This is a genomic window from Cupriavidus sp. 05L411, assembly GCF_056398045.1.
On sequence record NZ_JBFTOQ010000009.1, the window covers coordinates 22,616 to 43,418 of the forward strand.

At 67.4% G+C, this 20,803-nt stretch carries 21 protein-coding genes and 1 pseudogene; 10 read left to right on the top strand and 12 right to left on the bottom strand.

Features of this window, described 5'->3' with window-relative positions; genetic code table 11:
* Positions 1-184: 184 nt before the first annotated feature.
* Together AC1DQR_RS12955 and AC1DQR_RS12960 are read left to right on the top strand one after the other, a co-directional pair.
* A complete protein-coding gene (locus AC1DQR_RS12955; RefSeq protein WP_416051393.1) occupies positions 185-805 on the top strand; it encodes an N-acetyltransferase in 621 nt (206 codons plus the stop codon).
* Positions 806-1,026: 221 nt separating this feature from the next.
* Complete coding sequence (locus tag AC1DQR_RS12960) at positions 1,027-1,677, top strand: HAD domain-containing protein (RefSeq protein ID WP_416051392.1); 651 nt, start codon at positions 1,027-1,029, stop codon at positions 1,675-1,677.
* 91 nt (positions 1,678-1,768) lie between these two features.
* On the opposite strand, the gene AC1DQR_RS12965 is transcribed toward AC1DQR_RS12960, so the two are convergent.
* From AC1DQR_RS12965 to AC1DQR_RS12990, 6 genes and pseudogenes are all read right to left on the bottom strand, one after another.
* On the bottom strand, positions 1,769-2,638 hold the full coding sequence (locus tag AC1DQR_RS12965; RefSeq protein WP_416051391.1) for a DMT family transporter: 870 nt from the start codon (positions 2,636-2,638) through the stop codon (positions 1,769-1,771).
* A 416-nt stretch (positions 2,639-3,054) separates the two neighbouring features.
* On the bottom strand, positions 3,055-3,636 hold the full coding sequence (locus AC1DQR_RS12970) for a hypothetical protein (protein WP_416051390.1): 582 nt from the start codon (positions 3,634-3,636) through the stop codon (positions 3,055-3,057).
* The gene (locus AC1DQR_RS12975; RefSeq protein WP_416051389.1) at positions 3,633-4,283 is read right to left on the bottom strand and encodes an SCO family protein; all 651 of its coding nucleotides are present in this window, start codon (positions 4,281-4,283) and stop codon (positions 3,633-3,635) included. Before AC1DQR_RS12975 ends, AC1DQR_RS12970 begins: the two co-directional genes overlap by 4 nt.
* Positions 4,280-4,885, bottom strand: coding sequence for a c-type cytochrome (locus AC1DQR_RS12980; protein WP_416051388.1), 606 nt, complete (start codon positions 4,883-4,885; stop codon positions 4,280-4,282). Before AC1DQR_RS12980 ends, AC1DQR_RS12975 begins: the two co-directional genes overlap by 4 nt.
* A gap of 160 nt (positions 4,886-5,045) precedes the next feature.
* Positions 5,046-5,627 (bottom strand): annotated as a pseudogene (locus AC1DQR_RS12985) (cbb3-type cytochrome c oxidase subunit II); the annotation flags it as partial.
* Between the two features lie 2 nt (positions 5,628-5,629).
* Complete coding sequence (locus AC1DQR_RS12990; protein WP_150985172.1) at positions 5,630-7,276, bottom strand: cbb3-type cytochrome c oxidase subunit I; 1,647 nt, start codon at positions 7,274-7,276, stop codon at positions 5,630-5,632.
* Positions 7,277-7,652: 376 nt separating this feature from the next.
* On the opposite strand from AC1DQR_RS12990, the gene AC1DQR_RS12995 reads away from it, so the two are divergent.
* The 4 genes from AC1DQR_RS12995 to AC1DQR_RS13010 all read left to right on the top strand — a co-directional run bounded on the left by AC1DQR_RS12995 (position 7,653) and on the right by AC1DQR_RS13010 (position 10,770).
* On the top strand, positions 7,653-9,125 hold the full coding sequence (locus AC1DQR_RS12995; protein ID WP_416051387.1) for an aminotransferase-like domain-containing protein: 1,473 nt from the start codon (positions 7,653-7,655) through the stop codon (positions 9,123-9,125).
* Between the two features lie 50 nt (positions 9,126-9,175).
* The gene (locus AC1DQR_RS13000; RefSeq protein WP_150985171.1) at positions 9,176-9,379 is read left to right on the top strand and encodes a SlyX family protein; all 204 of its coding nucleotides are present in this window, start codon (positions 9,176-9,178) and stop codon (positions 9,377-9,379) included.
* Positions 9,380-9,595: 216 nt separating this feature from the next.
* Positions 9,596-10,114 carry a DUF1439 domain-containing protein gene (locus AC1DQR_RS13005; protein WP_416053347.1) on the top strand — a complete coding sequence of 173 codons (519 nt, stop codon included), beginning with the start codon at positions 9,596-9,598 and terminating at the stop codon, positions 10,112-10,114.
* 170 nt (positions 10,115-10,284) lie between these two features.
* The gene (locus tag AC1DQR_RS13010; protein WP_477133117.1) at positions 10,285-10,770 is read left to right on the top strand and encodes a fumarate hydratase; all 486 of its coding nucleotides are present in this window, start codon (positions 10,285-10,287) and stop codon (positions 10,768-10,770) included.
* A gap of 412 nt (positions 10,771-11,182) precedes the next feature.
* On the opposite strand, the gene AC1DQR_RS13015 is transcribed toward AC1DQR_RS13010, so the two are convergent.
* Both AC1DQR_RS13015 and AC1DQR_RS13020 read right to left on the bottom strand, forming a co-directional pair.
* On the bottom strand, positions 11,183-11,800 hold the full coding sequence (locus AC1DQR_RS13015; RefSeq protein ID WP_309407482.1) for a DUF938 domain-containing protein: 618 nt from the start codon (positions 11,798-11,800) through the stop codon (positions 11,183-11,185).
* A gap of 290 nt (positions 11,801-12,090) precedes the next feature.
* Positions 12,091-14,076, bottom strand: coding sequence for a PhoX family protein (locus AC1DQR_RS13020; protein WP_416051385.1), 1,986 nt, complete (start codon positions 14,074-14,076; stop codon positions 12,091-12,093).
* Positions 14,077-14,369: 293 nt separating this feature from the next.
* Here AC1DQR_RS13020 and AC1DQR_RS13025 point away from each other — a divergent pair, with 293 nt between their 5' ends.
* Together AC1DQR_RS13025 and AC1DQR_RS13030 are read left to right on the top strand one after the other, a co-directional pair.
* Positions 14,370-14,981 (top strand): IMPACT family protein, encoded by a 612-nt coding sequence (locus AC1DQR_RS13025; RefSeq protein ID WP_477133169.1) that lies wholly within the window; start codon positions 14,370-14,372, stop codon positions 14,979-14,981.
* On the top strand, positions 14,978-15,292 hold the full coding sequence (locus AC1DQR_RS13030) for a 2Fe-2S iron-sulfur cluster-binding protein (protein ID WP_253929661.1): 315 nt from the start codon (positions 14,978-14,980) through the stop codon (positions 15,290-15,292). Before AC1DQR_RS13025 ends, AC1DQR_RS13030 begins: the two co-directional genes overlap by 4 nt.
* Positions 15,293-15,304: 12 nt before the next feature.
* On the opposite strand, the gene AC1DQR_RS13035 is transcribed toward AC1DQR_RS13030, so the two are convergent.
* From AC1DQR_RS13035 to AC1DQR_RS13050, 4 genes are all read right to left on the bottom strand, one after another.
* Positions 15,305-16,414, bottom strand: a complete 1,110-nt coding sequence (locus AC1DQR_RS13035; RefSeq protein ID WP_416051384.1) for an extracellular catalytic domain type 1 short-chain-length polyhydroxyalkanoate depolymerase — start codon at positions 16,412-16,414, stop codon at positions 15,305-15,307.
* Between the two features lie 259 nt (positions 16,415-16,673).
* Positions 16,674-17,429 (bottom strand): sulfite exporter TauE/SafE family protein, encoded by a 756-nt coding sequence (locus tag AC1DQR_RS13040; RefSeq protein WP_416051383.1) that lies wholly within the window; start codon positions 17,427-17,429, stop codon positions 16,674-16,676.
* Between the two features lie 7 nt (positions 17,430-17,436).
* The gene (locus AC1DQR_RS13045) at positions 17,437-17,811 is read right to left on the bottom strand and encodes an antibiotic biosynthesis monooxygenase family protein (RefSeq protein WP_416051382.1); all 375 of its coding nucleotides are present in this window, start codon (positions 17,809-17,811) and stop codon (positions 17,437-17,439) included.
* Between the two features lie 37 nt (positions 17,812-17,848).
* The gene (locus AC1DQR_RS13050; RefSeq protein ID WP_416051381.1) at positions 17,849-18,973 is read right to left on the bottom strand and encodes a cytochrome P450 family protein; all 1,125 of its coding nucleotides are present in this window, start codon (positions 18,971-18,973) and stop codon (positions 17,849-17,851) included.
* A gap of 230 nt (positions 18,974-19,203) precedes the next feature.
* On the opposite strand from AC1DQR_RS13050, the gene AC1DQR_RS13055 reads away from it, so the two are divergent.
* Positions 19,204-19,647 carry a MarR family winged helix-turn-helix transcriptional regulator gene (locus AC1DQR_RS13055; RefSeq protein WP_477133118.1) on the top strand — a complete coding sequence of 148 codons (444 nt, stop codon included), beginning with the start codon at positions 19,204-19,206 and terminating at the stop codon, positions 19,645-19,647.
* 459 nt (positions 19,648-20,106) lie between these two features.
* Positions 20,107-20,796 carry an ArsR/SmtB family transcription factor gene (locus tag AC1DQR_RS13060; protein WP_477133119.1) on the top strand — a complete coding sequence of 230 codons (690 nt, stop codon included), beginning with the start codon at positions 20,107-20,109 and terminating at the stop codon, positions 20,794-20,796.
* Positions 20,797-20,803: the final 7 nt, after the last annotated feature.

Genomic DNA, 20,803 nt, shown 5'->3' on the forward strand with positions numbered 1-20,803 from the left:
CTTCACCGTTCTCGCGTTCTCGCGTTCTCGCGTTCTCATCGTTCTCACCCTTCACTTGGGAGATAAGCAATGTTCTACAAAGTCTTGCTGGTCCTGGCCTTCTTCATGGTCGTGGTGTTTGCCCTGGCACGGGGCTTCCAGCACATGCCGGTCTAACCACCGCGCCTCCAGGAGAAAGAACGACATGTCCATCATGGCGCCGAGCTTGGCGCTTCCGTGGCTTGCGCGCAGGCTAGAGCTGCGCATCGATGTCAGCCACCGCCCCGCCGAGCTCGACCAGGAGTTCGGTTCCATCTACGGCCGCCTGCACCGGCCGGGCGACCGCCTCCACGGCATCCCGGCGATCGCCACCGACGCGCCGGAGCTGGTGATCCGCTACCGCGAGGCGGATGGCGAGTACTACGTCTATGTGGAGGACGTGGCGCGCAAGCGCCTGGCGGGCTACACGGTCTTCAACCGCCTGATCGAGGTGGGGCGGCGCGCCGACCACTACCTGCGCGCGCCGCACTCCAAGTACGAGACGGCCTACCAGCGCCGCGGGCTGGCCACCGCGATCTACCGCTGGGGGCTGGACGCCGGCCTGTGCCTGATGACGGGCGCGCGGCAGTCCGCCGGCGCCAATGCCTTGTGGCACTCGCTATCGAAGGACCATGTGCTGGGTTATGTGGACCTGCGCTACAAGACGCTGACCTATCTCGGGCAGGAAGTCAGCCGCGAAGTGCATGACGACCTGCACACGCGCATGATCCTGCTGGGCAAAGGCTGGAGCATCGAGCGGCTGGCAGCCGTCACCGGCATGCTGTAAAGCCCCGCTGGCGCCGCTTGCCGGGTTCATGAAAACCGGAATCGCCCGGGCTAATTGTTTCGCGCCGAAACAACTAGCCCGGGCGAATCGCTGATTTTTACGAAGTCGCATCTCAAGTTACAGATATGTTGCAACTTAGGCACTTCTCGCCTCTCCAGATTTTCGCGGATGCGTCGTAATCTTCAAACGTGCCAACCGGCGCTGCAACCCAATAGGAAATCATGTCCGAACGCCTCATCATGCTTGACGTCCCCGGTGTCCTCTATTCGAGCCGCTCCGAGGCTCGGCTGGGCGGAATCCCCGATACCGGCACCTTGCGCGACGTCCGCTTCTTCGATCCCGTCGCGCTCGGATTCGTGCGGCGCCTGTTCGGCCTGGCCGGTGCGCGCGTGGTGGTATCCGAGGCATGGCGCCGCGGCGTTCCCGCCGCCATCCTGCAGCAGCTCGACCTGCAGGTGGAAGGCATGACCCCCGACATGCCCGGCGGCCACGCAGCCCGCATCGCAGCCTATTTTGCGCACCGCCCGGCACCACAGGCCTTTGCCATCCTGACCTGCGACACGGCGTCGATGCAAGACCCGCAATACGCGCACCTGCTGCCGCACGTGGTCAGCGTGAATCCGGCCGAGGGCCTGACGCCGGCCAACTTCAAGCAGGCGCTGGATATGCTCGGCGTGGCGTGCCCGTCTACCCTGTGCCTCGACACGCAGCCCGACGCACGCGTGGAAGCCCGGCTGGAGCGGCTGCGCCGCCTGGCCAAGGAAGCGCCCGCGCGTTTCGAGGTGGGCACCGTTGCCGCGCCCCTGCTGCAAGCCGTGCCAACGCTCGCGCTGCCGGCGCGGCGCACGGAAAGGCTGCTCGCACACGCCTGATTCGCGGCACGACGCTGCAAGCCGGCCCCGGCCGCGGCGCGCCTCTTCGGCGCGTAGCGGCCGGGGCCGGCTTGGCTTTCAGGCGACCGGGCTACCCCAGGCTGTCCGCTTTCTGGCTGAACACCAGCACCAGCCCAAGCACGATCGCCACCATGCCTGCCAGGCTCAACGCAGCAAGGCGATTGCCCAGGAACAGGTAATCCATCAGCGCGGTCACGGCCGGCACCAGGTAGAACAGGCTGGTGACGTTGACCAGGTTGCCCGCCTGGATCAGCCGGTAGAGCAGCAACGTGGCGCCCACCGAAATCACCAGCGCGAGCCAACCGAGCGACAGCGCGAAGCCCGCCGAGGGCACCACCGCCATCGGCTGGAACGGCACGAACAACAGGCACAGCGCCAGGCCCGCGCCGTATTGCAACGGCATCACGTCAAGCGGTGCTTGCCGGATGCGCTTTTGCAGGATGGCGCCGATCGTCATGCATGCCAGCGCGCAGAGCGCAAAGCCCATCCCCGGCAGCGAGATCCGCGCCACCGCTATCCCCTGGTAGACCACCAGCACCAGCCCGCCCAACGCCACCGCCAGGCCTGCCAGCCGGCGCGCGGAAAAGCGCCGCTCCACCAGCAGCAAGGTCAAGATCGGCTGCACGCCCAGCAGCGTGGCCAGCACGCCCGGCGTCATGCCCCGCGCCAGCGCCAGCAGGTAGAAGATCGAATACGCGCCGGTCAGCAGCAGCCCGGAGCAGACCACCTGCAAGCGCGTGCCGGGCTGCGGCAACCAGTGCCGCCGCCAGGCCGCGAGCACCAGCAGCACGGCCAGCGCCAGTGCAAAGCGCGCGGCCAGCAAGGCAAAGGCCGAAGCGTATTCAAGCCCGAGGCGCGCAAAGATGGCGCCGCTGCTCCATAGCAGCACGAAAAGCGTGGTCGAGCCATGCGCGCTCAGTGCGTTTTTGTTCAAGTCCATGGGTTTCACCTGTCACGGTTATCCGTAAAACTCCGGCGCGCCCCGGCACACTGACGCCGCGCGGACGCGAAGGCGCCCTGGCATCAGGCGGGAACCAGCCGAAGAAGGAAGAAGCCGAAAAAAGACGGGCTGACGATCAGCCCAGCACGGCCGGGGGCGGCGGCGCAAGGCCGGCCCGCGTGCGCGGCGCAGAAGTGACAGGCGGTGCGAACGGTATGAAGGCGGCGCACGGCCGCGCCGCGCCCGGACGGGTCGCGATGGCGGCAAAGGCGTTGTGCGCAACTTGATGCATGGGAATCCGTAAGCAGGCCGGTGCGGAGAAACAAACAAGCACCCGGGTCCCGGAGGACCGCATAACGTTACACCACGTCAATTAGCATGGCAATGCTGTCCGGTCCGCGGGTGGTCTTGCGGGCCTAGGTGACCGGCTCACGATCCACCGCTAGCCGGCTGGCGACGGCAAACAGCCACATCGCCAGCAAGGCCAGCCCCCACAGCACCAGCACCCGGCCTGCCGCCAGTTGCTCGTCGACCAGATAGGTGCTGCACAGTTGCGACTCCGCCTCCTGGTACAGCAACCCGACGCTCAGCATCATCCAGGCGCCGTTGATGACAAAGAAGCCCTGCACCACGGGGCCGGCCGCTTGCCACGAGGCGCGCGCCAGCAGCCCCGCCAGCACCATGCTCGCCACCTTGGCCATGCCCATGGGGCCCGCCAGCGTGGCTGCGTCCAGCGCCACCGGCAGCATCCAGTAGCTGACGATGCACCACGCCGCCAGCAGGCCCGGCAGCCCCGCCGCGTTCCATGGCGCCAGCCAGGGCGCAAGCCGCGGCCCGGCACAGCGCGCCGCCCACCAGCCGGCAAGTGCCAGCAGCGGCAATTCCAGGCCCATATGCCTGGCCATGGTCGCCTCCAGCCAGGGGCGCAACAACGCGGCCACGGCCAGCATCAAGCCGGGCAGGCAGGCTTGCCAGCCAGGTGCAAGCCGCACCTTCACAGCTGGCTGCGCAGCACGTCGGCCAGCGCCAGGTCCGGCCGCTCCACGTCATAGGCGGCAGCCAGCCGGCCTTGAGTATCGACCAGGAACAGCGCGGCATTGTGCGAGTAGCCGCCCAGCCCGTCGGGCAGCACGACGATGCCGAAGGCGTCGAGCAGGCCACGCAAGCGCGCGGGCTCGGCCACCGTGGCGAAGGTCCAGATGGCGGGATCGGCGCGCAGCGTGCGCGCATAGGCCCACAGCGCGGCGGGCGTATCGCGCGCCGGGTCGAAGGAGAGCGTCAGCAGGCGCACGCGGTCCTGCAGGCCGCGCTCGCGCAATTGCTGCTGCAGCCAGGCCTGCCCCGACGCGCTGGTGCGGCAGATTGCCAGGCATCGGGTGTAGACGAAGGTCACCAGCGTGACGGGCCTGTCGCGCTTGCCAGCGCCCTCGCCCTGCGGCATGGGGCCGCCAAAAGCGAGCTGCCGGCCCGCCTGGTCGAACAAGGCCAGCGCTGGCAGCTCGCGCGGGGCGCGCGCCAGGTCCAGGCGCCGGGCGCCATCGGCGCTGACCGTGCGCAAGCCGCGCGTTGTGGCGAACACCGCCGCACCGGCCAGCACCAGCACGAGCGCAACCATCGCCAGCGTCTTGCTCCACGCACGCGTCATGGCTTGGGGACACCTCCCGTAGTCATGAATGCCTGCAGCGCTTCGCCGCCGTGCCATGGCGCATTTTGCGCGACGGAAGCCGCGCGCGCCGCCGCGATCTGCGCGGCCTCGACCGGCGCGGCGCCATTGCCCCACTGGCTGCGGATATGGGTGGCCAGCGCCGCGATCTCCTGGTCGGAAAACTGCTCGCCAAAGGCCGGCATGGCGCCGTTGTAGGTGGTGCCGAGCACCTCCAGCGGGCCGGTCATGCCGTGCAGCAGGATCTGCGCGAGGCGGTCCGGGTCGTCGTTGACCCAGGGGGAGCCTGCCAGCGGCGGGAACACGCCGGGAATGCCTTGCCCGCTGGCCTGGTGGCAAGCCTGGCAATTGGCGGCGAACAATAGCTTGCCGTCGGCTACGCGGCCCTGCCCCGCCGGCGCTGCCAGCGCGGCCAGGTCGCGCCGGTCGCCCAGCGCGGCGCTGCCATCGGCGCGCTCGATCAAGATGTAGCTGATGGCCCAGACCAGCAGGCCGCACACCAGCGCCAGCACGATCTTGGGCACCGGGTTGTGCTGCTCAACGGGATCGGCGTTCTCTGTCTTATGGGCTTGCGAGGGCTTCATCGTGGCTGGCTTGCGCGCCGGGCGCGCGTGGCGCCGGCGGGCTGGAGATGGAGGATTGAGAAGAAGCGACCGCACCGAACGGGTTGGACGGCGCGGTCGAAACGGATGCCAGCGTGGCGCGCTGCGGCGGCAGGCCGGTTGCGCCCGCCGCTACGGCTTGCTCCACCACCGGGTAGGTGTGGCGCAGGCCAATCAGGTAGGCGACCAGGTCCAGCGCCTGCGGCGTGGCCACCACCACCTTGCCCGGCGGCACCGTGCCGCCGGGCAGCGCGACCACCTTGTCGCTCTTGCCGACGGCGCCCTCCGGCTTGAGCTCGAACAGGAACGGATAGCCCGGCATGATGCTCTCCGCCACGTAGGCGCGCGGCTGGTAGAGATGGCCTAGGTGCCAGTCGGCGCTCGGCTGGCGCACGCCGATATTGAACAGGTCGGGGCCGGTGCGCATGGTGCCAAGCAACGGCGGGCTGTCGTAGTGGTAGTCCGCCGCCACGGACGGGCGGCCCCAGCCGCGCGCGCCGTCGGCGCGGCCCGCGCCGGTGGAGCTGGGCTGCTGCGTATGGCAGGCGATGCAGCCGTTGGCGAGATACACCTCGCGCCCGCGCAACTGCTCGCTGGTGTAGGGCGCCAGCGCCGCCGGCGCGGGCACATCCTTGAGCTGCAGGAAGGGCACCACGATCATGGCCGAGGTGGCGAGCGAGAGCGTGACCATGGCCCCGCCCACAAGTTTGAGTTCGTTTTCCATGTTCAGGCAGCCGCTTGGGAAACCATGCGATCGGTCTGCGCCAGCGCCGAAGGACGCAAGACCATCAAGGCAAAGTGAAAGGCAAAGACCAGATGGCCGAGCGTCATCAACGCGCCGCCCAGCGAACGCCCCTGCAGCCAGGGCAGCGTGACCGTCACCGATTCCATGAAGGGACGCGCCGGGTCCAGCAGCGCCAGGCCCTGCAGCACGCCGCCGATGCTCAGCGTGATGAGGTAGGTGGAGAAGCCCGCCACCACCAGCCAGAAATGCAGCGAGATCAGCGCGGGCCGGGGCCACGGTGCGTCGACGATGCGCGGCAGCGCGAAGTAGATGCCGCCGAAGATCACCATCGACACGAAGCCGTACATGCCCAGGTGCGCGTGCGCCACCGTGAAGTGCGTGAAGTGCGTCACCGCGTTGAGCGAGCGCAGCGCCTCGAACGAGCCCTGCACCGACGCCAGCGTGTACATGATGGCGCCGAACACGATGAAGCGCAGCGTGGCCGAGTGGCGCAGCGCGCCAAAATTGCCCTTGAGTGTCAGGTGCTGGTTCACCGAGAACGCGGTCACCGGGATGATCATCATCACGCTCTGCACGATCGACAGCGTGATCAGCCACGGCGGAATCGGGCCGCCGATCAGGTGGTGCGCGCCGACCTGGCCGTAGAAGAACGCCAGCGTCCAGAAGCCCAGCAGCGACAGGTTATACGAGCGCACCGGCCGCCCGATCACCTTGGGCAGGAAGTAATAGACCGAGGCGAGCGACAGCGGCGTATAGAACAGGCCCAGCACGTTGTGCCCGAACCACCAGTTCATGGTGGCCTGCTCCACGCCGAAATGCACGCCCGGGATCTTGGCCACCACGTACAGCACCGGGAACCAGAACAGGGCCGCGCCGATGTACCAGACCGACACGTACAGATGATGCACACGGCGCTTTTGCAGCATGAACGCCAGCGGCAGGCCGATCATCATCCCGCCCAGCGCGAACAGCAGGCCCACCTGCCAGGGGATCTCCAGCCACTCCAGGCCGGCGTTGATGCCCACGGCAATGCTGCCGAGCCCCGCCACCAGCCCCGCATTCCAGACCAGCGCGCCGATCATGGCAAAGCGCCCGCCCAGCAGCGGCGTGCGCAGCAGCCGGGGCAGCATCCACAGCGTCAGCCCGAGCAGCCCCATCGGGGCCCAGCCGTAGGCGACCGCGTTCAGGTGCAGCGTGCGCAAGCGGCCGAAGGAAAGCCAGGCCTGCCCGGTCAGCAGGTCGGGCATATGCAGCTTGAGCGAACTAAGCAGGCCGGCGGCGGACGCCACCACCAGCCAGACCACGGCACAACTCAGCATCAGCAGGGCCGGCAGGGCGCTGGAGCGATCGGCCTCATGCCTCGCCGCCAGCTCCGCCTCAAGATCGGCTCGCGCGGCGGCGGTGGCGGCAGGCGCCTCCCGGCTGGACGCCGCGCCCACCCAGAGCGCCTGGCGCTGCGCCGCATCGCTCGACGGCTCCTCAGGCTGGCCGACCTCGCCGGGCGCGAAGATGGTGCGCGCACCGGCGGCTTCGAGATCGAACAGGCCCTTGCGCAACGACCAGATGAAAGCAAACAGGCCACCAACCGACAGCAGGAAGGTAGCTAACAACAGACTCGTGGGATCCATGGATTTCCTTGCACTTCCCATGACGGCGCCGTGGCGGCCGTGGCTTAAAGGCCATTTCAAAAAGATGCTGGCGTCGTTGCGCGGCCTTGGCCGGTCCACTTGTACTGTCTGCGGCCGCGCGCCTAGCCAGAACCGCTTCGCTTCATTTTGAAACAGCCTCTTACGGACAGCGCTGAATGCTAAGGAGACAAGGCCGGCCCGAACAGGATCAGATCGGATCGATATAACCGGATCAGAGGGATTCCGGCGTGACATGTTGCCGCAGCAAATCTGCCACACTGGAATATCCTTATGTGTCCCTATGCACGGTGTCGCGCATTGCACCGATACGATACAGTTGCCAGAAATCAGACATACGCCAAACAGTGGATCTCCAATGCCGCCCAGCAAGCCAGACACCCCCCAGTCAAGAGACGGGGAAGCCACGCCCGGCACGCTCTACGAAACGCTGGCCGACGATATCGCGCACTCGATCCAGGCCGGCACGCTGCGGCCCGGCGATCGCCTGCCCTCCGTGCGCCAGGCCAGCGCCAGCCGCGGGCTCAGCCCCTCCACGGTGTTCCAGGCTTACTACCTGCTGGAGGCGCGCGGGCTGATCATCGCGCGCCAGCGCTCCGGGTACTTCGTGGCCAGCACCAGCCGCGTGCTGCCGCCCGAGCCCGAGGCCGCGTCGCAACCGGCGGACGAATCCACCACGCTGAATGTCAGCGAACTGGTCTTCGACGTGCTGGCGTCGGCCAAGCAGCGGGAGCTGGTGCCGCTCGGCTCCGCGTTTCCCAGTCCGCTGCTGTTTCCGCTGCCGCGCCTAGCCAAGTCCATGGCGGCAGTCGTCCAGCAACTGGACCCTTGGAGCTCGGTAGACGACATGACGCCGGGCAACGCCGGCCTGCGCCGTCAGATTGCCCTGCGCTACCTGATCGACGGCCTTACCGTGCACACGGACGAGATCGTCATCACCAACGGCGCGCTGGAGGCGCTGAACCTGTGCCTGGCGGCCGTCACGCGCCCTGGCGACGCGGTCATCATCGAGTCGCCCACCTTCTACGGCGCGCTGCAGGCGCTGGAGCGCCACGGGCTGCGCGCCATCGAGGTGCCCACGCATCCGCGCGAAGGCATCGAGCTCGACGCCCTCGCCCGCGCGCTGGAACGCCACCGCCCGAGCGCGTGCTGGCTGATGACCAACTTCCAGAACCCGCTGGGCAGCCTGATGCCCGACGACAAGAAGCGCGAACTGGTGCGGTTGCTGGCGCGCTTCGAAGTGCCGCTGATCGAGGACGACGTCTACGGCGAGCTGTACTTCGGCAACAAGCGCCCCACCCCGGCCAAGGCGTTCGACACGCAGGGGCTGGTGATGCACTGCGGATCCTTCTCCAAATGCCTTGCGCCGGGCTACCGGATCGGCTGGGCCGCGCCCGGACGCTTCGCGCGCGAAGTGGCGCGTGCCAAGCTCACCAGCACGCTGACAGTGGCGGCGCCAACGCAAGCCGCTATCCTTCACTACCTGGAGAAGGGCGGCTACGACCGGCACCTGCGGCAGTTGCGCCAGGCGCTGATGCAGCGCCAGGACGCCTTCGCGCAGGCCATCGCGCGGCACTTCCCGCCGGGCACGCGGGCCACGCGGCCAGCTGGCGGTTACTTCCTGTGGATCGAGATGCCGGCCGGCACCGACAGCCTTGCGCTGCACCGCTATGCGCTCTCGCATGGCATCAGCATCGCGCCCGGCCCGATTTTTTCCGCGCATGGCGGCTTCCGGCATTGCTTGCGCATCAACTGCGGCCACGACTTCGACGACCGGACCGACGCCGCGCTCGCCACGCTGGGCCGGCTGGCCAGGCTGACAATGCAGTAAAGGCCGCGCCGCACCTGCCTTACAATGCGCGGCCCAATGGAGAACACAAAATGGAATCCCGCCTGACCGAATTAGAAATCAAGGTCGCCTTCCAGGACGACCTGCTCGACACGCTCAATCTCGCCGTGGCGCGCCAGCAGCGGCAGATCGACCTGCTGCAGGAACAGCTTCAGGCGCTTTACCAGCAGATGCGCTCCAGCGGCACCGGCGGCGCCGACAACGGCCCCCAGCACGAACTCCCGCCGCACTATTGATCGTGCGCATGGCCCGCGGCCAGGCTGGGCAATTGGACGACAATTGGACTATTGGACAATTGAACAAAGCCGGCGCAGGCGCGGTCAGAAGGGATAACGCGCAAGACGCCAACCTGGAGGCACCGCAGCATGCCGACGACGCAACGCCGCACCCGGCCCCGCAAATCCCTGACAACGCTCAAAGCCGCGCCCGCCGCCGCCGCCGGCGCACTTGCCATGCTGGTCGCCGCCAGCGCCTGGGCCGGCTATAACGTCTGGACCGGCGACTACACATTCTCCCGCCAGGAATTGCAGGACGCCGTCGACAAACGTTTCCCGGCAAGGCTGCGCTACGCCCAGGTGCTCGACGTCCAGCTGACGCATCCGCGCCTGCTGCTCGACGAAGCCAACAACCGCGTGACCACGCAGATGGATGCACAGGTCAGCAACACCTTGCTGCCCGCGCCACCGATCAACGGCACGCTTTCGCTGAGCAGCGGGCTCAGGTACGACCCGGCCAAACGCGCCGTGCTGCTCGACAATCCTTCCGTCGAACGCGTCCAGGTTGCCGGCATGCCGGCGCAATATAGCGAGCAACTGAACGCCATCGGCGCCGTCGTGGCGCAACAACTGCTGCGCGATTACCCGCTCTACACGTTCAAGCCGGAAGAATTGCACGTTGCCGGCAAAGACGTCGAGCCGGGCGCCATTACCGTGCTGGCCGACGGCATCAAAGTCCAGGTCAATACGCGTTAAACGCAATACGTACCCCCTATTCGCATCCAATGCCGATGCCGTCGCCGTGCAAGACATGTTGTATCCGCGCACGCATTCATACCAGAAATCTGCGCAGTTAATTCACGCCGCGCGAGCAATGTCGCGCGACCGGTTATACTCCGCGCTCCACAACTAACGGGTAAATACAAATGGCCGTAGCAAAGAAAGTCGCAACCAGCGCAGCAGCAAAGACCAAGCCGGCAGCCGCCAAGAAGGCAGCAGTTCCCGCGAAGAAGGCCAGCGTGCTGGCTCGCGAACTGGCCGCTGCAAAGAAGGGCCTGCTGAAGCTGCGCGCTGATGCAAAGAAGGCGATCGAAACTGCTAAGCGCGAAATCAAGGTCGCAGCTGAAGCCGCCAAGAAGGCCGTGCTGGCTGAGAAGCAAGCCGCCAAGGAAAAGCTGGCTGCACAAAAGGCCAAGGCCAAGCCGGCTGCGAAGAAGCCGGTGGTGAAGGCTGCCGTGGCAAAGAAGGCTGCAAAGCCGGCCGCCGCCAAGAAGGCAGCAGCTCCCAAGGCAGCAGCACCGAAGGCAGCAGCACCGAAGAAGGCCGTCGTGAAGGCAGCCCGCAAGCCGGCAGCACCGAAGAAGGCCGTGGCCGTCAAGGTCGAGGCAGAAGCGCCTGTCGCCGCGAAGTAAATCGCGCAAGGGCCAGCGCGGCAGGTGGCCCGGACATGCGCGCGGTAATCCGCGCCGTGCTCCGGTCCCCGCCGCGCACCACTTTTGTGCGAACTGGCTGGCGCCCTGCAGGGCCAGCCGGACATCTCCAGACAATATCCCCGGTTATTCAAGACGCCCTGGCCGATCGGCATTTTCCGATTAGCGCCGCCTGGCTTCGCCTGTCATTTCCCGCATTTTCCGCATTTCCCACATTCCACGCATTGCCCGCCAGGGCGTTCTCCGCGTCTTAAGCCAACGCTTAAGGTGGCATGCGCAAAGACAATTCGGCGAAGACTTAGCCCCACTCCGCGCCAATCCTCAATCGCGCTTTGTCGAATTTCGGCCACGCATTGCACGCGGCCCAATCCGCCCGCATTCGGCGATGAAGTTCCTATTTTCGGAATACCAGGCTGAAATTATTGGCCGGCATCGGGATTGGCTCGTCCATGCGAAAGCCCTCGGCCTCGCCCAGCGCCGCCACGTCTTCCATATTGCGCACGCCCCAATCGGCGTTCGCGCTGCGCAACTGCGCATCAAAGGCGGCATTGCTCGGCGCGGTATGTTCGCCGTTGCGCCGATACGGGCCATACAGGTAGAGCACGCCGCCGGCTGGCAGCAAACGCCCGGCCCCGGCGAACAACGCCTCGGCCGCAGACCATGGCGCGATGTGGATCATGTTGATGCACACCACCGCCTGCGCCGCCTCGATGCCCCAGGGCTGCTGGCGCACGTCCAGCACCAGCGGCGCGAGCACATTGGCCAGCCCGGCATGCTCGGCCCAGCCCGCGATCGACTCGCGCGCCGCAGCGTCGGGGTCGCTCGGCTGCCAGGTCAGCCCCGCCAGCGCGGCGGAGAAATAAGCGGCGTGCTGACCGGTGCCACTGGCGATTTCCAGCACCAGGCCGCTCTGCGGCAAGACCCGCCGCAGCACGGCCAGGATGGCGTCGCGGTTGCGGTCGGTGGCCGGCGCCATGCGGCGCGCGTCGTGTTGGCCGTCTTGATTCGGCATCTTGTTGCTCCTGTTGGGCTGTGGGTCTGGGTATGGGTATGAACCGCGGGGGCGCGTTGGCCCGGCAGCCGCTCTTTACCGCAAGCGTAGCAGGCATGACGGGTCCCGCGTCCATGTTGCCTCAGCCAGTCCGCGCGCCGGCGGCCCGAAACGTTCCCGGTATGCGCCAGGGGTGATGCCGATGCGCTTGCCGGTCTCCCTGGCAAACGCGCGCGAGTACAAAAAAAAAGCCCCCGATGACAAAGTCATCGGGGGCCCAACAAAGCGCCGGGGTAACAGCTGTCCCGCGCTTACGCCTTAGTGGTCTTGACGCTCGTGGTATCGGCCGTCAGGTAGCCGACGGCGGCGCCGAAGCGGTCCTTGTAGTTGGCGCGCACCAGCGGATCCAGCGTGGCCTGGACCTTGGCGTGCAGGCTGCTCCAGTCGCCGGCGTGCTGGAAGTTGTTCATGATGTAGGTCCAGCCATTGATCTCGTCCACCGCATGCAGGCCGGTGGATTCCGCGCCAGCCGGGGTCGAGAGCACGCGCGACAGCTTCTTGGTGTCTACGTTGTAGGCCCACAGGAAGTTGTTGACGTGCTGGCCGCTGTCCTCGCCGATGAACAAGGTGCGCAGCTTTTCCGAGAACTTGAGGTTGTCCGGGTTGGCGATCTGGTCCGGATCGGCGGTGTTGCCGAGTGGGTCCGCACCGATGTCCTTGCCCACGATCAGCGCCTTGGTGTGCACCGGCACCCATTCGCTGTTGATGGCGGCGCCGCCCAGATCCTTCTGGCCGCCGGCAAGGTTGTGCTGCATCACGCCGCCTGCGTTGAGCGCCGTGGGGATCGAGATGTTGCTCTGTGCGTTCCAGCCCTTGGCGTTGTTGACGACCATCGAGTCGATCATGTTCTGCAGCGCGGAGTAGGCCACCTTGTCCTTGATATTGACGGTGGTGCCTTCCATCTTGGTGAAGCCCATGCTGCCACCCTTGAGGTAGGCGTAGCGATGGGTTTCCAGGAAGGCCGCGGCCTTCTCCTTGCCCGGGTTGACCTTGATCCAGTTGGCGGTGCCGCCGACGAAGATCTTGGTGAAGGTAGGATCCGAGGGATCGGTCGTGCGCACGTCCATGATGTCGGTGGGCAGGTTGGACTTGGCCATGGCCTCGACTTCGGCGCTGGTGGCGTGTCCCAGGTTGACCCACGTCAGGTCGGCGCCGGGGGCGGCCGGGTCGATGGAGAAGCCCGCGCCCACCTTCGCCACGTACAGCGTGCCGGCGGAGAGGTCCTTTTCCTTGTCGGCCACGAACATGAACAGGCCGCTGTTGGTGGCGTCGTCGCCCATCAGCACCGTGCGATTGTCCGGCATCACATGCACCAGCTCGTGCGAGATGCGGCCCATGCAGAAGTGCTTCTTGATGCTGGCGGTGCCGTCGGCATTGACCGTGACTTCAGGCATGTGGCCGTAGAAGTACGGGTTGGCCACGACGCTGGCGGTGCCGAGCAGGTTCTTGCTGAACGCCAGGAACTGCGCGTTGGTGCTGGCCGTGAAGGCGTCCGGCTCGTACTCCTCGCTCGACAGGTGGGTGTTCCACGGCGACAGGCTGGCGCCGCAGGTAATCCACAGGCCATTGACTGACGAAGTATCGACGTTGTGGTACTTGACCAGCGTCAGCTTGCCGGTGGCCGGGTCCTGGTCCAGCGTCAGCACGCCGATCGGGGACGGCAGGCGGCCGTAGGCGCTGGCGCCGGCCTGGTCACGCGTGGTGTACTCGAACTGGACCACGGCGAAGACCGTGTTGCCCTTCACGCCGGCCACCTTGGCGCCGTCGATCTTGAGCAGCGAGGTGCCGTCGGGCGAGTCGGAGTAGAACTGGCGTTCCTTGCCGGCCACCGATTTGTCGATGATCGGCTGGTTGTTGATGTCGAAGTAGCCGCCGGCGAGGATGCTGCCGCCCTTGCCGTCCGGGACCATGTCGCCGGTGATGAAGAAGGGCTGGTAGGCCAGCTTGTAGGTCTGGCTGCTGCCGTCGCTGAACGATACCTTCAGGCTGGAACCCACCGTGGTGGTAGCCATCGCGGCTGCGTTCTCCAGCGTGGGCGCGGCCATGCCGGTGAATTCGGCGGTCGTAAACGTAGCGCCGGCAGGCGTGACGGGCGTCGGCGCCGTTGCGGCTACGGCGTCGCCATCGCCACCGCAACCGACCAGGAAGGCGGTAGCGCCAAGGCCCAGCGGCAGCATGGGGGCGCCAGCCAGGAATTTAAGCGCCTTGCGGCGGGATGCGTCCGGTTTGTCGAGCATTCTTCTTTCCCGTTTCGTTATGTGAAGGATTGGGCGGCGCGCCGTGCGCGCTGCCGTGCAACGCGCACGTGGGGACAACCGCGCAGCGTTCAGGCCGATGCGTATCCTATGAATGATTTGTTACAGCTTGTTTAAACTGACTGAACTTGCAGACATCCAGGAGGCCTTTCGTACAATCCGGGCGGCCGGGGCGGCTGCGGTACACTGGCGCAGGCCCCAATCCGGTGCCCCGATTCCTTTTAGCTTTCCGCCCGCCGGCGCTGCGCATCGCGCGCCGTGACGCGGCCCAACCCGTGCCGACCTACACCCTCGCTTCTCCCGTCCAGTCAGACCTGGAAATCCGCAAGAGCCGCTTCATCGGCTTTGCATTGCCCGTGCCCGACCGCGCCGCGGCCATGGCCGAAGTGGCGCGCCTGCGCGCCGACCACGCCACCGCCACCCATGTCTGCTGGGCGCTGCTCGCGGGGGGCCAGTCGGGCATGTCTGACGACGGCGAGCCATCCGGCACCGCTGGCCGGCCCATGCTGGAAGTGCTGCGCCACCATGAGCTGGAAGGCGTGCTGGCGGCCGTGGTGCGTTATTACGGTGGCGTCAAGCTGGGGGCGGGCGGGCTGGTACGCGCCTATACGGACGTGATCGCCGTGGCGCTCAAGGATGCGCAACGCATCGAGCGCATCGCCTATGCGGAGCTGGTTGCGGAGGTGGACTACGCCGACGAAGCCCGCGTGCGCCGCTGGATCGAGCAGGAGAGCCACGAGCTGGCGCATGCCGAACACGGCGCGGCTGCCCGGCTGACCATCCGGCTGCCGGCCAGCCTGCTGGCGCCGGCCCGGGCCGCGCTGCGCGACGCCACCCATGGCCGAGCGCGCTTTCCCGAAGCGGACGAGGGGCAAGCGCAGTCATGAGCCGCGACATCACCGCAGCCCCGGTGGCCCCGGCGGCGTTTGTCGCCCGCCTGGAGCCGCAGGGCAGCACCTTTCCCGCCCTGCCCACGCAGACGCTGCTCGAAGCCGCGTTGCAGGCCGGCCTGAAATTCCCAAGTTCCTGCCGCAACGGCACCTGCCGCACCTGCCTGTGCCGGCTGGCCGCCGGGCGGATCGGCTACCGCATCGAGTGGCCGGGCGTGAGCTACGACGAGCGCGACGAGGGGTTCATCCTGCCTTGCGTGGCGTATCCCGAGAGCGACGTGGTAATAGAAGCGCCGCAATCGCGCTAGCCAGGCAAGGCGTCAGGCGGCCACCTTGCGCACCCGCCTTGGCGCGGCACGCTGGCGCACCGCCAGGCACTGCATGAAGAACTGCCACGCGATCCGCAATGCATCCGGGCCGGACGGATCGGCAAAGGCCTGGCTGGACGGGCCGCCGCTCCACGCGTGCCCCAGCCCTTCGATGCGCACCAGCCGGATGTAGGGCTCGCCCTCGCTCGACCAGGGAAAGATGCTGTAGGCACGGCGCTGCCCGCGCTGGACCCGGCGCGGCTTGGCCAGCACGGGTGGCTGCGGCAGCAGTTGCTGCCAAAGCGCGGCGCTGGCCAGCGCGTTATCGAAATGCACCACATGATCGGCATCGCCGTGCAGCAGCAGCAATGGCGGCGGGCGGCGCCCCGCTAGTTGAAACCGCGCCGCGTCCACGTCGGGCTGGCCCTTGCCGTGCATCACGCGCGCCGCCTGCGCGGCGTTGGACGCGCTGAGCGGCACCGCCCCGGAATGCGAGCCGACCGCGACAAAGCGGTCCGGGTAGCGCAGCCCCAGTATCACCGCCATAGCCCCGCCCGCCGACAAGCCAAGCGCGAAGACGCGTTCGCGCCGAACCGGCTGCTGCTGGCAGACATGCTCGACAATCGACATCAACAGGCTGGCCTCGGCCACCACACGCGCCGCGGAGCGGAACCAGTTCCAGCAGCGCTGGGCGTTGGCTTGCGACGATTGCTCCGGCATCAGCACCACGCAGCCCGCGCTGCGCGCCAGCGTAGCCGCGCGGGTGCAAGCCGCAAAGCTGGCCGTATCCTGGCCACAGCCGTGCAGCAACACCAGCAAGGGCGCGGGACGCGACGCGCTCACGCCCGGTGGGATAAACAGCCGGTAACGGCGCTGCACGAGCGGCCCCAGCCCCCAGCTGCCCTCCTCCCAGCGTCCGCCGCCACGGCTGACCGGCGTTGGCACCGGCGAGGCAACGCCGGTCAGCACGCGCTGCGCCGCCTTGCTCATCGCCTCGCCCTGCTTGACCGCCGAGCGGATCGCGGACTTCGTGACCGTGCGCTGCGCACGCCGGACATTGCGGGTGGCGATCTTGCTCAAGGTATTCCAGAGCTTGGTGCCGCTGCGATTGCGTCGTGTCATCGGCGATATGCCATTGGCGGCATCTCCAGCGCGGGGTTGCGGGAATGCGCGGCCTGCGGTGCGCATCCGGCTTGGATGCGCAGTGTTTCGCCGCAGCGCAGCAGCCAGTATGCCGCGCGCAAGGACGCGCTGTCAGCCCAATTGCGTGCAAACCGCGCCACGTGGGCGCATTCCTACCGCACGACGCGCCGCGCACCCGGCAGCGGCACCGGCACGCCGCGCGCAACCCCAAAAGAATGCGCCTGCGCCGCCATCCCGATCAGAACAACCCGCGCAGGGCCAGCTCGGTCCCGAGCAGCAGCAGCCCGCAAAAAAACAGCTTGCGAAAACGCGCGGCGCTGATGCGATGGCGCAGCCACTGCCCGATGAACATGCCCGCCAGCGCCGGCACCAGTGCCAGCAGCGACGCCCCCAGCACCGGCGTGTGCAACAGCGCGCCATGCATCGCCAGGCTCACCGCGAGCGCGATGGTGGACACCGTGAACGACAAGCCAAGCGCCTGCACCAGCGTCTCGCGGTCCAGGCCCAGCCCCTGGATATACGGCACCGCCGGAATCACGAACACGCCCGTGACCGCCGTGATCGCGCCGGTGACCACACCGATCAGCGGCGCCAGCCAGCCCTCGGCGGCCGGCGGCACCTTGGGGTGGAAAGCCACCAGCCCCAGCAACGCGTACAGCACCAGCGCCGCGCCCAGCCATGCGGTGGCATGCACCATCAGGCTGGGCGGCAGCAACGCGGCGGCCAGCCACGTGCCCACGCAGATCGCGGCCAGCAAGGGCCACAACCGCCGCGCCAGCTCGCCAAGCCGCGGCCCGGTGTAGAGCTGAACGACGTTGGTGACCATGGAAGGCGCGACCAGCAGCGCTGCGGCCTGTGCCGGCGGCATCGCCAGGCCCAACAGCCCTACCGCCACGGTAGGCAGCCCAAGCCCCACCACACCCTTGACCAGCCCGGCAAGCAAGAAAGTGAAGCCGATCAGCGTGGTCTGCCCATTCAGGAAAGTCGACTCCATGCCGCCCTCACCGCGCCGGCGACGCGGGCGCCGCAATGGGTGCGTGCACGGCGCGGCTGTCCGCCGGCGCCTCGTCGCGTTCATGCAAGCCGTAGTCGCGCAGCACCTGCGCCACGCGCAGCCGGTAGCCCGCGAACACGCCGCCCCGCCCGGCCGACTGCGCCAGCCGGTGCTCCTCGGTATTGCGCCACGCCATGACCGCGGCCTCGTCGCGGAAGAACGACAGCGACAGCAGCTTGCCCGGATTGGTCAGGCTCTGGAAGCGCTCCACCGAGATAAAGCCGTCGATGGCCTCCAGCGTGGGCCGCAGTTGCGCGGCGATCTGCATGTACGTGTCCTTGCGGCCCTCGGCCGGCTCGACTTCGAAGATGACTGCGATCATGGTGGGGTCCTATTGACTTGACTCGACTTGACTTGCTTCACAGAAAATACGGAATGCGCGCGTTGACCGATGGCCGATAGCGGAATGCGCGCGCCAGCGGCGCCGGATCCGCGCCATGCGCCAACAGCGCGGCCACCACGGCCTGCGCCACCGTGGACGCCAGCGCATCGCCGGGACATGCATGGCGGCCGCGCCCGAAGGTCCAGGGCGCAGGCGTCGCCGCCTCACACTGATCGAGCGAGGCGGCCGCCAGCACGACCAGCACCGTATCGCCCGCCTGCAGTTGCGCACCGCACAGGCGGACATCGGCGGCCAGGAAGCGCCGGGTGTTCTGCACCGGCGGATCCTCCCGCAGCACGCGTGCGGCCACGCAGTCCAACGCGGGCAGCTCTCGCCCATGGGACGTATCCCGGCCCAGGCACAGCAGCATGTTGCCGACCAGGCCGGCGGTGGCCTCGCATGCCTGGATCAGCAGGCCGATCGCATTGGTTGCGATGATCTCCCGCGCCACGCCGGCCGCATGCGCTTCCTGCACCAGTGCGTCCAGCGGCGGCGCGGATGACAGGCTCGTGCGCATCCAGGCCTGGAGCCATGTGGCGGCCTCGCTCCCGGCGGCAATCTCCTGCGCTGTCGCCAGCGGCGACATGGCCCGCGCGAAGGCTGCCACCTGGCCCGCTACGCATGGCTTGCCGGTCACCGGCAGTCCAAGTGCATCAGCTACCGCCAGCACCGGCAAGGTGAACATCCAGTGGTTCACGGCGACACCGGGCCGGACGGCGTCAAACGGCAGTTCCTGCGCCAGCGCCAATACCCGCGCGCCCATGCCGGCAAGCGCCAGGCACGCCATGCGTTTGCGCAGCACGCTCTTGAGCGGCGCATGCCAGTCCCCATCGTTCATGCGGATCAGGCCACCGAACAGTGCGCCGGCCGGGCTGCCCGCCAGCGCTGGCGGCACGGCTTGCGCGGGCGGCCGCACGCGGCAAGCGGGATGGGTCAGCACGGCCTGCACCTCGGCGGCGCCGGCGGCAACCCATAGCCCAAGCGCTTCGTCGCGATAGAACGGCCGCTGCGCGGCAAGGGTGCGGTAGTACGGCGCCGGATCGGGATGCATCACGGCGCAAAGCGGGTCGGACGGCATTGGCATGGCGGTCGGCAAGGGCATGAGGAGGCGGATCGAGAGCACACAAGCAGTATGCCGTCGCGCGCCGCGCGACGTTTCATGACGATGTGAAATGTGGAATGCGGACCGGGGCCGCAAAGCCGGGGGATGCCATGCCAGCCATGCCCGCCATCCGCCCGCGTCAAGCATACGGGCGTTTGACAATTCACCCCATCATCGTAAACTGGTTGTCAATTACAAGGACCTTCATGCGAATTCAGAAGAGCGAACAATTGACCCGCATCGTCCTGTCGGTGTTTCAGCTGAACGGCCGGCTCCTGGCCTGGGGCGACAGCTTCGTGGCCCCGCTGGGATTGACGAGCGCGCGCTGGCAAATGCTCGGCGCGCTTGCGCTAGCCGGCAAATCACTGACCGCGCCGCAGATCGCGGCCAATATGGGCGTGACCCGGCAAGGTGCCCTGAAGCAACTCAATCTGCTTGCCGACGAGGGCTTCATCGAAGCGTGTCCCAACCCCATGCACAAGCGCTCGCCACTATACGTGCTCACCGAACGCGGCCAACGCACCTACCGCACGGTGGACCAGCAGTGGCGGGAGCACGCGGCAAAGCTTGCCACCGCGTTCAGCGCGGCCGACCTGGAGGCCGCCGCCAGGGTGATCGAGGGGCTTGCTGCGATGCATGCCGAGGTCGACGCCGAAGTGGACATCGGCGCATAGCGCACTCGTCCCTGGGAAAGCACGATCAAGAGAGGCGACGGCAAGAGGCGCCTGGCATGCTGGCGGCGTCGCGCTTCCTTACAATCTTCTGCCGACCCCATATTGACAACCAGTTTCCATTAATGGAAACTGGTTGTCAATATTTGAGCGCGGAAGGAGGATCCATGAAACCGATCGTGCATGGCATCGCCGGCAGCGTGGCAATGCTGACCCTGCTGGGCATGAGCTTTCGTGACGGCATGCGGCTGGCTGGCAAGATGAGGCTGAAAACGCAATGAACGTGCGCTGGGTGCGCCATTTCCCTCGGATCCCTGCATGAAGACAGGCTATGGCCTGACCCCGCCGTTTCGCGAGGGATGCCAAAGATCACTTTTTTCCGCGCACGCACCTTTGCGGCGGCCACCGCTATGGTCCTCCGAGCGTCTATACTGCATTCGTTGCTTCATTGCGGAATGAACTATGGAATACGCTCCCAGCATCAGCCAGATGGCCGGCCTGCTTGCCGACCCGGGACGCGCCGCCATGTTGTGGGCGCTGATGGACGGCAGCGCCCGCCCGGCCGGCGAGCTTGCAGCCATCGCCGGCTTGTCGGCATCGTCCACCAGCGGTCACCTGGCGCGGCTCAGTGAGGGTGGCCTGCTCGCCGTGCAGACGCGCGGGCGCAATCGCTACTACCGGCTCGCCACGCCGGAGATCGGCGTAGCCATCGAGGCGCTCGCCAGTGCGTCGCTGGCCAGCCAGCCGCCGCGCGTGCGCGCGGTGCCCGCGTCGCGTACCGCGCCGGCGGCCTTGCGCCAGGCGCGCACCTGCTATGACCACCTGGCGGGCGAGCTTGCGGTTTTCCTGTTCGAACGCATGTCGCATGCCAACTGGATCGTGGTGGACGGCACGGCAGTGGACCTCACCGACAGCGGCAGTGCGGGCATGGTGCAGCTTGGCGTGGACCTGGATCTCGCGCGCCGCAAGCGGCGGCAGTTTGCCTGCACCTGCCCCGACTGGAGCGAGCGCAAGCCGCACCTTGGCGGCGCGCTTGGCGCGGCGCTGCTCGATATCATGATGGCCAACAGCTGGATCGAGCCCACGACCACATCGCGCGCGCTGCGCGTGACGCCGCGCGGGCAACGCGAGATCCTGCGCATTGCCGGCTGAGCGCAGG